The following is a 13,286-nucleotide window of genomic DNA, read 5'->3' as shown; positions in this document are numbered from 1 at the left end:
ACAAAAAAAGCAATTCGAAAGCGACAGCGAATCTCGCGTGCATCACTGGTCAGGTATCACCGCGCATCACCCGAAAATGTCAGCACCCTTCGCTGCACTGCTCAAATTCCACGCAAATTCAGTACATCCGAGCTGCAGGTTGGAACGGTGGTTCCTATTCCGTCACGGACAGGCGGCGCTCAGAGGTCTAAAATATTCACATGAGTAGCGCTGAGGACCCTGGGAGGGGCTGCGCGTTCATATCCAAGGTCGCCGGCAGCCTTTGCCAACGGGCGACCTCTCTCCCTCCACGACTTGTCGCCGGTGCATGCCGCCCAAGTCCTTCCTGATATCTCAAAATGACTGATCAATCCTCAAAACGTGGGCTAGGCACCTGGTTGCTGGTGGCCTATGCAGTGGTGATCGCCGTGCTCGGTGCGGTGCTCGCCTACGAAGGCGGCCGTCTGGTCGCTGTCGGCGGTTCCTGGTACTACCTGCTCGCGGGCATTGCGCTGCTGCTGGCCGGCGTGTTGCTGGCGCTGGGCAAGCGTGCCGGCCTATGGCTGTTTGGCGCCACGCTGGCCGCCACCATCGCGTGGGCGCTGTGGGAAGTGGGTCTGGATGGCTGGGGCCTGGTCCCACGTCTGGCCTGGATGTCGGTGCTGGGCCTGGTACTGCTGCCGTTCTGGGGCGTGGCGCGTCGGCGCATGCAGCCGTTGTCCGGCGCAGGCTATGTCGTGGTGACCGGCGTGCTACCGATCCTGGGCGCAGCGCTGATCCTGTGGCCGCTGTTTATGCCGCGCAATGTGGAGCTGGCCGACGCATCCAAGCAGCCGGCCGACAACGCCACTGCCTTCAGTCGCGGCAGCGTGCCCAGCCCGGACGGCAATGTCGCGGCCAATCACGACGCCAGCAACTGGACCGCGTATGCCGGTTCCAACCTGTCCAATCACTACACCCCCGGCGCGCAGATCACTCCGGACAACGTGAAGAACCTCAAGGTGGCCTGGGAATTCCATACCGGCGATCTGAAGCCGGCCGGCTCCAAGCTGGGTTATGCCTTCCAGAACACCCCGCTCAAGATCGGCGACCTGCTGTACATCTGCACCCCGACCCAGAAGGTGATCGCGGTGGAAGCGGCCAACGGCAAGGAGCGCTGGCGCTTCGACCCGCAGACCAACCCCAAGGCGATGGCCGGTGTGGCCGCCACCACCTGCCGTGGCGTGTCTTACTACCAGGCGCCGGAAGGCACTGCCGACTGCCCGACGCGGATCTTCTGGCCGATGGTCGATGGTCGCCTCGGCGCGCTGGACGCGCAGACCGGCAAGTTGTGCACCAGCTTCGGCAACAACGGCTATGTGGACCTCAATGCCGGCACCGGCAATACCAAGCCGGGCTTCGTCGGCCCGACCTCGCCGCCGGTGGTGATGCGCGGTGTGGTGATCCAGCCGACCGGCCAGGTGCGTGACGGTCAGGAAGGCGATGCGCCGTCCGGCGTGGTGCGCGGCTTCGATGCCCTCACCGGCCAGCTGCGCTGGGCCTGGGATCTGGGCAACCCGGCGATCACCGCCGAACCGCCCGCTGGCCAGACCTACACGCGTTCGACCCCGAACGTGTGGTCGCTGATGGCGGCCGACGACGAGCTGGGCCTGGTGTATCTGCCCACCGGCAATGCGTCCGGCGACTTCTTCGGCAAGGGCCGTACCCCGCAGGATGAGGAATACACCGCCTCGTTGGTCGCTGTGGACGCGGCCACCGGCAAGGAGCGCTGGCATTTCCGTACCGTCAACCACGATCTGTGGGACTACGACATCGGCCCGCAGCCGAACCTGGTCGATTGGCCGGTCGCCGGCGGCGGCACCCGTCCTGCGGTGATCCAGGCCACCAAGTCCGGCCAGGTGTTCGTGCTGGATCGTGCCACCGGCGCACCGTTGATGCCGGTCAAACAGATGGCCGTGCCGCAGGGCACCGACCACGGCGACTGGACCGCTGCCACCCAGCCGATCTCGCCGGGCATGCCCAACACCGTGGGCGCGCCGAGCCGCGAGGTCGAAACCATCATCGAATCCGATGCCTGGGGCATGACCCCGTTCGATCAGCTCGCCTGCCGTATCCAGTTCAAGCAGCTGCGCTACGAAGGCATGTTCACCCCGCCGACGCTGCAAGGCTCGCTGGCGTTCACCGGCAACCACGGCGGCATCAACTGGGGCGGCGTCTCGGTCGATCTGCAGCGCGGCATCATGGTGATGAACAGCAATCGCCTGCCCTACACCTTGCAGGTCTATACCCGCGAGAAAATGAACGAACTCGGCGTCGTGTCGGTGTTCGACGGCAAGAGCAAGACCCCCGGCTACATGGCGCAGAAGGGCCTGGCCTATGGCGCGCGCAAGGAGCCGTGGATGTCGCCGCTCAACACCCCGTGCGTCGCCCCGCCGTGGGGTTACATCTCCGGTGTGGATCTGCGCACGCAGCAGGTGCTATGGCGCCGTCCGCTCGGCACCGGCTACGACCAGGGCCCGATGGGCATCCCGTCCAAGACCAAGTTCGAGATCGGCACGCCTAACAACAGCGGCTCGCTGGCCACCGCCGGCGGCGTGACCTTCATCGGCGCAACCCTGGACGACTTCATGCGCGGCTTCGACACCCGCACCGGCAAGCAGGTCTGGGAGACGCGCGTGCCGGCCGGCCCGCAGGCTGCCCCGCTGAGCTACACCATCGATGGCAAGCAGTACATCGTGGCCGCCGTGGGTGGACACGACCGCATGGAAACCAAGTCCGGCGACAGCGTCATCGCCTGGGCCTTGCCGGACGCTGCACCAGCGGCGCCGGCGAAGTAATCGCCGGCCCTTTTGGGCAGTGACACAACAGACCGGCCGTCGCGAGACGGCCGGTTTTTTTATGGGCGGCCTGTCGATTGGGCGGATCGTCGTTGTCCGGATGCGGCGGAGCATGTGGTGTGCGGTCGGAACATGTGGTTCCGGCAGCACGCCTGAATTGCACGGTGTTGCATCCGCCGATGACAGGTGTGCCAAAACTGCGGTTTGACCGACGGGCCATCGGCGTCGCACCGAGCCGTGTCGGAGTGAGGTCTTTCCGAAGTTCTTCGGGTCGCTGCCTTTCAAGTTCTCCTGCTGCGATTTCCCGACACCCGGTGCACTGCCATAGCGGTGGTTTGTGCCCGCTCTGATTTCAGCGCAAACCCGACACCGGCAACAGTGCAAAGCGCGCTAGTCGCCGCTGCCAGATCAGAGAGAAGCAAACCGCCCACCTGCATTCCATCGGAGCGCGGAATTGCGCGGCCTCACGACAGCCTAATTTCACGTGGAATTTACAACCAGGAACACTGATTCCGGGCAGCCGCGAGCTGCTCAAAACATACGCACCGCAACTGAAAACGCTTCCAAATCAACCACATCAGCTTTTTACGTGGTCCGCAGCACGCATTCCGATAAACGGTCCTTTCACACCATCATGATTCGGGCTCAGCCGCCGATACCCCATTGCAGCCCACTCCTGCCGCACACCGTTCCCCCTTTCCCAGAACACTAGTCGGACTCAGCCTATGTTGCCTTCACACGATGCCGCACCCGTTTCCCGCCCACCGGCGGATGCAAACGTTGCGCGTACCACCTGGACTGCATGGATGCCCGCTGCCGCACACCTCGCGCTGCTGGCCTTGCTGACGTTCTATGCAGCCACGCTGGTGCCCGGCGGCGTCGGTAGCGCGTTCGCGAAGCTGTTCCCGGCCCTGCTGGTGCTCGGCGCGGCCAGCGTCGGCCTGTGGTGGTGGACGCGTCGTCGCAACAGTGCGCAGCTGCAGCAGGCAGTGAGTGCCGTCGCTGCGCTGGGCGAAGGCCGCTTTCAGCGCCTGGACGCGCGTACCGCCTCCGGTGAACTGGCACCGCTGCTGCGCACGTTGCAGGCGACCCAGGACAAGCTGGCCATCCGCATCGACGTGATGGAACAAGGCCTGCGCCACGGGCAGTTCGTGATCAAGGCACTCGACGATCTGGACACCATGATCCGCATCGCCGACGACGACGGCCAGGTGCTGTTCGCCAACCGCAAGCTGCTCGCGATGCTCAAGCTGATCGAGCCGGATGTGCAGAGCTTCCGCCCCAGCTTCCATGCCGAAGGATTCGTCGGCGGCAGCATCGGCGACATCTACCCGGACAGCCAGGCCGCCATCGACCGCATGCGCGCGTTGAACGCGTCCAAGGCCGTGCGCGCGCCGTTCTTCGGGCGCCAGATCGACTTCGTATACAGCCCGATCATCGCCGCCGACGGCACCAAGCTGGGCACCATCGCGCAGTGGATGGACGTCACCGCGCAGGTCAACGCCGAGCAGGCACTGATCCAGATCATCGATGCGGCATCGGCCGGCGATTTCAGTCGCCGCATGCAGGTCGACGGCATGGATGGCGTACTGCTGTCGCTGGCGCAAGGCATCAACCGCATTTACGACTCGGTGGAAACCCACCTGGCCGCGTTGGCACGCGTCATCAGCGCGATGGCCGAAGGCGACCTCACCCAGCGCGTGGACGGCGATGCGCACGGCATCTTTGCGCGTCTGCGCGACGACACCAACCAGACCGTCGCCCGTCTGACCGAAATCATCGGCGGCATCCAGACTGCATCGGACACCATCCGACAGGCTGCGGTGGAAATCGCTGCCGGCAATACCGATCTGTCCGAACGCACCGAGCAGCAGGCGGCGAATCTGGAAGAAACCGCAAGCTCGATGGAAGAACTCACCTCGACCGTGAAGCAGAATGCCGAAAGCGCGCTGCAGGCCAACCGCCTGGTGGTGGGCACCGGTGAAGTGGCGCAAAGCGGCGGCCAGGTGATGGACGATGTGGTCGCCACCATGAGCCAGATCAGCACCGCCTCGCGCAAGATCGGGGAGATCATCGGCGTCATCGACGGCATCGCGTTTCAGACCAATATCCTGGCGCTCAATGCCGCAGTGGAAGCAGCACGTGCCGGCGAACAGGGCCGCGGTTTTGCGGTCGTCGCCTCCGAAGTGCGCGCATTGGCGCGGCGCTCTGCCGATGCGGCAAAAGAAATCAAGACGCTGATCGCTGATTCCACCGACAAGGTGGAGCTGGGCTCGGGGCTGGTGCATCGTGCCGGCGCGACCATGCGCGAGATCGTCGGCTCGGTCAAACACGTCACCGACATCATGAGCGAGATCACCTCGGCCAGCGCCGAGCAGTCCAGCGGCATCGAACAGGTCAATCGCACCGTCGCACAACTGGATGAGGTCACCCAACGCAACGCCGCGTTGGTGGAAGAAGCCACCGCCGCCGCACGTAGCCTGGAAGAACAGGCGGTGGAACTGGCCGATGCCGTCTCGATCTTCCGCCTGCAGCCTGCGCACAGCGGCAACTCGAATGTAGTGCGCGCAAGTTTCGGAAACGCGGCGGCATAAATCGTAGGAGCGCACCTGGGCGCGACGGAGCTTTATCGGTAACGCCCCATCGCGCCCAGGCGCGCTCCTACGCCAAGCAACAGTGCGTGTCTGCGATCCTCGATCCGGCACGCGCAGCCGCAAACAACATGCCGAATCGAAGAGCCATCGCACAGATGAGCCAATCTTCGTAGGAGCGCACCCGGGTGCGCTCCTACGCAAAGTAAGCGTGCGTGTCTGCCATCGTTGGTCCGGCACGCGCAGCCGCAAACAACACGCCGAATCGAAGAGCCATCGCACAGAAGAGCCAATCTTCGTAGGAGCGCACCTGGGCGCGACGAAGCATTACTGGTAACGCCCCATCGCGCCCAGGTGCGCTCCTACGCCAAGCAGGCTTGGCGGCAGCGAGGGCTAATCCAGGAACCGCGCACGCTGCTCGGGTGTTGGCAGCATGCAGTGCTCGGTACGCCCGAACCAGCGATAGCGATTGCGCGCGATCAGGCGATAGCCGATGTCGCGCAAGCCACGTGGGACCACGCGCAACACTGCAAACAAGCGCCAAACGCCACCCAAACCGGCCAGCACGCGCACGATCGCATCGCTGTCGGTCCATGCACCGGTGTCGTCCACCAGCAAAAACGACAGCGGATCATCGGGATCCAGCCCGTGCTGCTGCAACAGCGCGCGCCCGGCGTGCCCCTGCATCGCGGCAAAGCGATAACGCCCACGTCGATCGTGGCGCAGCAGCAACGTGACCCAGCCATTGCACAGCAGACACACGCCATCGAACACGATGGTTGCCGGCGCACTGCGCGCATCAACCTGCGGCGATTCAACCTGGCGCAAGCCAACCCTCGTAGCGAATGAACGGCCCGACCAGCGGCAGGTGCACGTCGACGAAAAATCCATAGCGGCCAGCGTCGGCATGCTCGCGGCAACGCACCTGCTCGAACCAGCGCGCAGGCAGCGGGATCCAGCCGAATGCCCACACGCGCGTGGCCTGCCAGTACAACGCGTCGGCATCGGCACGCAGCGCGAATTCGAAGCGCACCGCGCCCAGGTGCTCGCGCAGTGCGCCGCCCTGCCGCCACAACCGCGAATACATCGGCAACCCGGCAAAACGCCGATGCCAACGCTCGCCGTGCGCATCGACCAGAAACTCCACTTCGACATCCACCTCGCCAGTGCGCGGCAACCGGCTCAGCAACGCCAGCAACGGCACCAAGGCATGACGACCGCGCTGAATCTGCGCCCTTCCGCCAAAGGTCTGCCGCTGCTGCACCGAGTGCAGCGCACGCACCGGCGCAGGCAGATGCGCGAACGCATCCTGGCCGAGTACCTGCGCGAACAATGGCGTGTTCAGGGCGCGATCCAGGCCAGCGTGGCCATGCGTCCGCTGCGACGGTCGCGGCGGTGCGAGAAGAAGCGTTGCGGATCAGAAATGGTGCACAGCCCGCCGCCATGGATCGCGCTGGCCGGCACGCCGGCACGCTGCAAGCGCTGGCGCGCCAGTGCATACAGATCCACCTGCCAATGCCCCGGCCGCGTGGCGCTGAAGGCGTCCTGCGCCTGCGCATCGTCGGCGACGAAGGCATCGAAGACGTCCTGCCCGATTTCATATGCCTGCGGCCCCGCGGCCGGCCCCAGCCATGCGATCAAGCGCGACGCAGGCGTACGCATGGCGGCCACGCTGCGCTCGAGCATGCCGTCGGCCAGCCCGCGCCAACCGGCATGTGCGGCCGCCACTTCGCTGCCATCGGCCGCCGCCAGCACCACGGGCAGGCAATCGGCAGTGAGGATCGCCAGCACCACGCCAGGCACAGCGGTGACAGCCGCATCGGCAATGGGTTCAGACGCAGCTGGCGCGAGATCGCCCGCGCCATCCGACCGCGCATCGGATGCAAGCAGCGGCGCCTCGACGCGCACCACCTCCACACCGTGCACCTGCCGCAACCAGTGCGGCGCGCTCGGCAACGCTAGCGCTTCGACCAGCAGTACCCGGTTGCGCTCCACCTGCTCGGGCGTATCGCCCTCGGGGCTGTTGCGGTTGCCCAGATTGAGCGTGTCGAACGGCGGCAGCGAGCCGCCCAGCCCGTAGCGCAATGTAGTCAGCGCATGGATGCGTGGCGGCGCAGGCCAGTCGGCCGGCAGGATGCAAGGCGCGGCCACTGTCACTTCAGCGGCGCGCCAGCTCGGCGGCACGTGCGCTGTCTTCGCGCAGCGCGGTCATCAGCCGCTGCAGGTCGGCCGGCACCGGTGCGGTGGCGCGCACCGGCTCGCCGCTGACCGGATGCAGGAATTCCAGCGTTTCGGCATGCAGCGCCTGGCGCTTGAAGGTGCGCAGCTCGTGCACCAGCTCGTCGGTGGCGCCCTTGGGCAGCTTGAGCGCGCCGCCGTACAGCGGGTCGCCAACGATCGGCGACTTCAGATGCGCCATATGCACGCGGATCTGATGGGTGCGCCCGGTTTCCAGGCGGCATTCCAGCGCGGTATGCGCGCGGAAGCGTTCGCGCAGCCGGTAATGGGTGACCGCGTCGCGGCCGTCGTCGCGCACCGCCATCTTGAGGCGATCGCGTGGATGGCGGTCGATCGGCGCATTCGCGGTGCCGCCGGACACCAGCGCACCGACCACCACCGCCAGATACTGGCGATGCACATCGCGCGCGGACAGCTGTTCCACCAGCGCCGTCTGCGCCTGCACGGTCCGCGCGACCACCATGACGCCGCTGGTTTCTTTGTCCAGACGATGCACCACGCCGGCACGCGGCACCGCCGACAACGCGGGGTCGCGGAACAGCAGCGCATTGACCAGGGTGCCGTCCGGATTGCCCGCGCCTGGGTGTACGACCAGGCCGGCCGGCTTGTCGATCACCAGCACCTGGTCGTCTTCGTACAACACGTTCAGCGGGATGTCCTGCGGGGCCGCGTGGGTCTGGGTTTCAAGCACCACCTGCAGCTGCACGCTCTCACCGCCGCGCAAGGTGTCGCGCGGACGCGCCATTTCGCCATCCAGCAGCGCATCGCCGGACTTGATCCATTCCGACAGCCGCGAGCGCGAGAATTCGGGGAACAGCTCGGCCAGCACCGCGTCGAAACGGCGCCCTGCGGCGTTATCGGGCACGATGGCCTGACGGATGGACGGGTCGATGGGGTCGGCAGATGGGTCGGACATGGACACTGGCACTCAGGCAAAAACGGGAATTTAGGGGTCCGGGAGGCAGGAGTCAGTCGCCGGACAGGCCACTAGGCTATCATCGCGCTTTCGTTTTCCTGACGCGTCCTTCCCAGACCCATGATCCGACGGTCCACGTTTTCCGCGCCTGCGCGCCTGATTGCCCTCATGCTGGTCATGGCGTTCGTCGTCACCGGCTGCCACCGCGGCGCCAAGGACAAGAATCCCGATGAGGGCATGCCGGTCGAGCAGCTCTATGGCAAAGGCCACGGCCTGATGGAGAAAGGCAACTGGGCTGGCGCCGAAGCCAGCTACAAGCGCCTGATTGCCCAGTACCCGTATGGTCCGTACACCGAGCAGGCGATGATCGAAAGCGCCTACGCCCAGTACAAGGCCGGCAAGCACGACGACACGGTGTCCAGCGTCGACCGCTTCATCCGGACCTATCCCACGCACCGCAACATCTCGTACCTGTACTACCTGCGCGGGCTGGCCAACAGCAACCGCGACACGGTGTTCCTGCGCCGGGTGTGGTCGCTGGACCCAAGCCGCCGCGATCTGTCGTCGCCGCAGCAGGCCTACAACGACTTCAATACGGTCACCGACCGCTATCCCAACAGCCGCTACGCGCCCGATGCGCGCAAGCGGATGATCGAGCTGCGCGACGTGTTCGCCCAGCACGAGCTGGATAACGCGCTGTACTACCTGCGCCGCAACGCCTGGGTGTCCGCAGCCGGCCGCGCCAACTACCTGCTGGAAACCTACCCGCAGAGCGCCTATCAGTACGACGCCGTTGCCGTGCTGGCGGAGGCTTACACACACCTGGGCAACAAGACCCTGGCCGCAGACGCACGCCGCGTGCTCGAACTCAACAGCCCGCAGCACCCGTGGCTGACTGGCAATTGGCCGAAGTACCCCTGGGCGATCCGCAAGCTCAACCCGTTTGCCGGCGAGAAGTCCGCCGCTACCGGTCAGCGCAATGCGCAGATGAGCCGCGACTGAGACTTGTAGTCGCTGCGGAATACATAAGGGGCCGAAAGGCCCCTTTTTCATGTCTGAGAGGTCGGTGCGGCAAGCCGCAGCAGCAGTGAGCGCTCCCCGCTGCGGTAGCGTCTGTCCGCGTGTGCTCGCTCCCTGTGCCGGCGTATCGCAAGCCCGCCCGCGTCCCGTAACCGGCGCCAGATCACCGAACCGGCGGGCTGGCCTGCCTATACTCAAGCCTTAGAGCAGCTAACAAAACGACTGTGCTCATCGCCAGGCGGGCGCGGCCGGTTCTCGGAGTCGGCATGTATCACGCATACACTCGGGTTCCTCCGCGCCGTCCACACCCACCTGACGATGGCTCGCGACGGTTTGTTAGCCGCTCTTAGGAAGATCCGACTCCCCGCCGGCGCCAGCCAAGGAGGCCGCATGTCTCGTCTCATCGCCCTATTTTTGCTCGCGGTGTCGCTGGCAACACTGAGCACGGTCTCAGTCGCAGCCCCGATCGTCTACGGCGTCAACGCCCACGACAATCGCCCCGGCTACCCCATGAACCAGGCCGAGGCACGCTTCAAACTGCTGGCCGCGCGCAATCTGCGCAGCTACCGCTTCGATGTGGATCCGCGCGATTACGCAACGCTGGATGCCCTGGTGCCACTGGCGCGTCAGTACGGCATCACGCTACGCCCGATGGTCTACCCGATGTCGCGCGAGATCGGTTACCAACTGGCACGTCGCTATGCGGCCGACATCAAGGTCTGGGAGATCGGCAACGAACAGGACCTGGTGCGCGCCGAAGCCGATGCCCGCATCGCAGCGATGACCACCATGTATCTGGGCATGCGCCAGGCCTCAAACGAACTGGGCGCGGGCCTGCGTTTCACCATCAACATCACCGCCTGCAACAGCGACGACCGCAGCGCCAACGCGCGTTGCCCGGGCGACCGCAATGGCTCGCTATGGTTTCTTGCCAAGGCCAAGGCCGCCGGTTTCGACTTCGACCACATCAGCTTCCACTACTACGCCTTCCACCACGATGCCGGCTACTGGACGGACTTGTACCTGGGCCAGCTACGCACGGCTGCGCAAACCTACAACACGCCGGTGTTCTTCAACGAGCTGAACTGCGCCGAGGTCTACACCGGCAACACCACCGGAGGCGCGGAAGGCGATCGCGGCTGCTTCGACAGCCTGGCGCAGCTGCTGCGCAACGTGCGCGCCAACTATGCCGACGTGGTCGCCGAGATCAATGTCTACGAGTTGCTGGACCAGACCACCATCCAGGGCGCAGAAGGCCACTTCGGCCTGATGTACGACCTGACGCGACCCAAGCCGACTCTTGATTTGCTCACCCGCTTTGCGCAACCGCCGGCCACCGCAGCGATGGCCGACGCGCCAGGTTACTGACCGGAATACCCGTTGGTGATCGGGTAACGCCGCTCGCGACCGAACGCGCGTCGCGAGATCTTCGGCCCGGGCGCGGCCTGATGGCGCTTCCATTCGTTGATTCGCACCAGGCGCAGCACGTGTTCGACAGTATCGGCCGCATAACCGGCGGCAACGATCTCGTCGCGTGACTGCTCGTGGTCGACATAGCGGTACAGGATGCCGTCCAGCACATCGTAGGGCGGCAGCGAATCCTGGTCGGTCTGGTTGTCGCGCAGCTCGGCCGATGGCGGGCGCGAGATCACCGCCGGTGGAATGACCGGCGCACCGCCGACGGTATTGCGCCATTTCGCCAGGCCGAACACTTCGGTCTTGTAGAGATCCTTCAGCGGCGCGTAGCCACCGCACATGTCGCCGTAAATGGTGGCGTAGCCCACTGCGTATTCGCTCTTGTTGCCAGTGGTCAGCAGCAACCCGCCGAATTTGTTGGATAGCGCCATCAGGATCACGCCACGGCTGCGCGACTGCAGATTCTCTTCGGTGACATCCGGCTGGGTGCCTTCGAACATTGGACCCAACGCGGCGAGCAAGCCTTCGAAGGCCGGCTCGATCGCGATGGTTTCCAGCTTCACGCCCATCGCGCGGCATTGCTCCTCGGCCAGATCGTTGGACAGACCGGCGGTGTAGCGCGACGGCAGCCGCACCGCGGTGACGTTATCGCCACCCAGCGCATCGACCGCCATCGCCAGCACCAACGCCGAATCGATGCCGCCGGACAGGCCCAGCCACACCTTGCTGAAGCCGTTCTTGCGGCAATAATCCTGCAGGCCACGCACCACCGCGCGCCAGGCGAGTGCGTCCATGCTCTCGTCGCCATCGTCCACCCAGACCACCGGGGTGAAGCGGCGTTCGCCGGCGGCGTAGTCCACCACCAGCCATTGATCGACAAAGGCGGCGGCGGCCGGATGCACGGTGCCGTCGCCATCGGCCACCACTGAGGCGCCGTCGAACACCAGCGCATCCTGGCCGCCGACCACGTTGAGATACGCAATCGCCGCCCCGCTCTCGCGCGTGCGCTCGGCCAATAGCGCATCGCGCTGCGCGTGCTTGCCGCGCTCGTATGGCGAGGCATTGGGGACCAGCACAAGCTCGGCGCCGGCGTGCACGGTTTTGGCCAGCGGCTCGGCGAACCACAGGTCTTCGCAGATCACCACGCCCACCTGCACGCCCTTGACCGTGACCACGCAATTGTCGCCATCCGGGTCCACATCGAAGTAACGACGCTCGTCGAACACCGCGTAGTTGGGCAGCTCGCGCTTGCGGTATGTCGCTTCGATGCGGCCGTCGCGTAACACGCTGGCGGCGTTGTAGACCACGCTGCCGGCACTCTGCGGCCAGCCGACCACGGCGACGATGCCGCGCGTACTCGCCGCAATGCGCGTCAGTGCTTGTTCGCAGTGCGCCAAGAACCCCGGACGCAACAGCAGATCTTCCGGCGGATAGCCGCTGATCGCCAGTTCGGGAAACAGCACGATGTCCGCCTCGAACTCATCGCGTGCCGTGGCAATGAACTCGATGATGCGATCGGTATTTTTTGCCACCGCCCCAACCGGGAAGTCGAACTGGGCCATGGCGATGCGGAGGATCTGGGACATATCGGCAGCCTTTTGCGGTTCCTACCGAACGCCGGAAGGAGGGGAAGAAGAACGGGCAACGCACAAACCTTGCGCAATCGCGTTGCACACATCGTCAGTGCGCGCCAGCACCGCATTATTCCAGAAGCGCAGCAGCTGGAAGCCCTCGCGCTGCAGGAAGGCGTCGCGTACTGCATCGGAGCAGGCGTTCAGATGCTGGCTGCCATCAAGTTCGATGATCAATGCGCAGTCCAGACAGGCGAAATCGGCGATGTACGGCCCGACCGGACATTGCCTGCGAAACTTGAAGCCCAGCAAGCGCCGATCACGCAGGCGGTACCAAAGCGCGCGCTCGGCGTTGGTCGTCTCGCGTCGCAAGATTTTCGCGAATCGGATTTTTTCGCCAGCGCGCATTGGATGCATCGGGTTTTTGTCAGATCACAGCGTGTTATGGAACTGCCGGTGCCAGCTATCGGTTGCGATCGATTTGGGATGTAGGGGAAAGCTGCCCTCACCCCTACCCCTCTCCCGCAAGCGGGAGAGGGAAATCCAAGGCACGAAGCTAAAGCAGTCTGCTTCTGCTGCAACTGCTGCTGCAACTGCAACTGCTACCGCTACCGCTCCCGCCCCTGCTCCTGCTCCTGCTCCTGCTTCTGCTTCTGCTTCTGCTTCTGCTTCTGCTTCTGCTTCTGCTTCTGCTTCTGCTTCTGCTTCTGCTTCTGCT

The 13,286-nt window shown here is 65.0% G+C and carries 10 protein-coding genes and 1 other RNA gene; 5 read left to right on the top strand and 6 right to left on the bottom strand.

What is annotated here, in order from left to right:
- The first annotated feature begins 377 nt into the window (after positions 1-377).
- Both VC212_RS22025 and VC212_RS22020 read left to right on the top strand, forming a co-directional pair.
- A complete protein-coding gene (locus VC212_RS22025) occupies positions 378-2,816 on the top strand; it encodes a membrane-bound PQQ-dependent dehydrogenase, glucose/quinate/shikimate family (protein WP_323515654.1) in 2,439 nt (812 codons plus the stop codon).
- A gap of 725 nt (positions 2,817-3,541) precedes the next feature.
- Positions 3,542-5,410 (top strand): methyl-accepting chemotaxis protein, encoded by a 1,869-nt coding sequence (locus VC212_RS22020; RefSeq protein WP_323515641.1) that lies wholly within the window; start codon positions 3,542-3,544, stop codon positions 5,408-5,410.
- A gap of 390 nt (positions 5,411-5,800) precedes the next feature.
- Here the strand turns inward: VC212_RS22020 and VC212_RS22015 are convergent, their stop codons facing one another.
- The 4 genes from VC212_RS22015 to rluD are packed head-to-tail and all read right to left on the bottom strand — an operon-like array spanning position 5,801 to position 8,561.
- Complete coding sequence (locus tag VC212_RS22015; protein ID WP_238155985.1) at positions 5,801-6,235, bottom strand: thiol-disulfide oxidoreductase DCC family protein; 435 nt, start codon at positions 6,233-6,235, stop codon at positions 5,801-5,803.
- The gene (locus VC212_RS22010; protein WP_323515657.1) at positions 6,222-6,752 is read right to left on the bottom strand and encodes a DUF4166 domain-containing protein; all 531 of its coding nucleotides are present in this window, start codon (positions 6,750-6,752) and stop codon (positions 6,222-6,224) included. The genes VC212_RS22015 and VC212_RS22010 overlap by 14 nt, the downstream gene beginning before the upstream one ends.
- Positions 6,749-7,564, bottom strand: coding sequence for a peptidoglycan editing factor PgeF (gene pgeF / locus VC212_RS22005; protein ID WP_323515659.1), 816 nt, complete (start codon positions 7,562-7,564; stop codon positions 6,749-6,751). The genes VC212_RS22010 and pgeF overlap by 4 nt, the downstream gene beginning before the upstream one ends.
- Before the next feature lies 1 nt (position 7,565).
- Positions 7,566-8,561 (bottom strand): 23S rRNA pseudouridine(1911/1915/1917) synthase RluD, encoded by a 996-nt coding sequence (gene rluD, locus VC212_RS22000; RefSeq protein ID WP_055848915.1) that lies wholly within the window; start codon positions 8,559-8,561, stop codon positions 7,566-7,568.
- 120 nt (positions 8,562-8,681) lie between these two features.
- Between rluD and VC212_RS21995 the strand changes: the two genes are divergently transcribed.
- The 3 genes from VC212_RS21995 (at position 8,682) to VC212_RS21985 (ending at position 10,949) form a co-directional block, all read left to right on the top strand.
- Positions 8,682-9,563, top strand: coding sequence for an outer membrane protein assembly factor BamD (locus VC212_RS21995; RefSeq protein ID WP_055848912.1), 882 nt, complete (start codon positions 8,682-8,684; stop codon positions 9,561-9,563).
- A 284-nt stretch (positions 9,564-9,847) separates the two neighbouring features.
- Positions 9,848-9,923, top strand: a non-coding RNA gene (locus VC212_RS21990) — sX9 sRNA.
- Positions 9,924-9,971: 48 nt separating this feature from the next.
- Positions 9,972-10,949, top strand: coding sequence for a hypothetical protein (locus VC212_RS21985; protein WP_323515643.1), 978 nt, complete (start codon positions 9,972-9,974; stop codon positions 10,947-10,949).
- On the opposite strand, the gene VC212_RS21980 is transcribed toward VC212_RS21985, so the two are convergent.
- Both VC212_RS21980 and VC212_RS21975 read right to left on the bottom strand, forming a co-directional pair.
- Positions 10,943-12,583: an NAD+ synthase gene (locus VC212_RS21980; RefSeq protein WP_323515645.1), complete on the bottom strand. Its 1,641-nt coding sequence runs from the start codon at positions 12,581-12,583 to the stop codon at positions 10,943-10,945. The genes VC212_RS21985 and VC212_RS21980 overlap by 7 nt on opposite strands.
- Positions 12,584-12,604: 21 nt before the next feature.
- Positions 12,605-12,976, bottom strand: a complete 372-nt coding sequence (locus VC212_RS21975) for a DUF559 domain-containing protein (RefSeq protein ID WP_323515647.1) — start codon at positions 12,974-12,976, stop codon at positions 12,605-12,607.
- Positions 12,977-13,286: the final 310 nt, after the last annotated feature.

This window comes from Xanthomonas sp. WHRI 8932A (assembly GCF_035012785.1).
Taxonomy (GTDB): Bacteria; Pseudomonadota; Gammaproteobacteria; order Xanthomonadales; family Xanthomonadaceae; genus Xanthomonas.
Note: the sequence above shows the minus strand (reverse complement) of the source record. Positions and strands in the feature narration are given on the sequence as shown.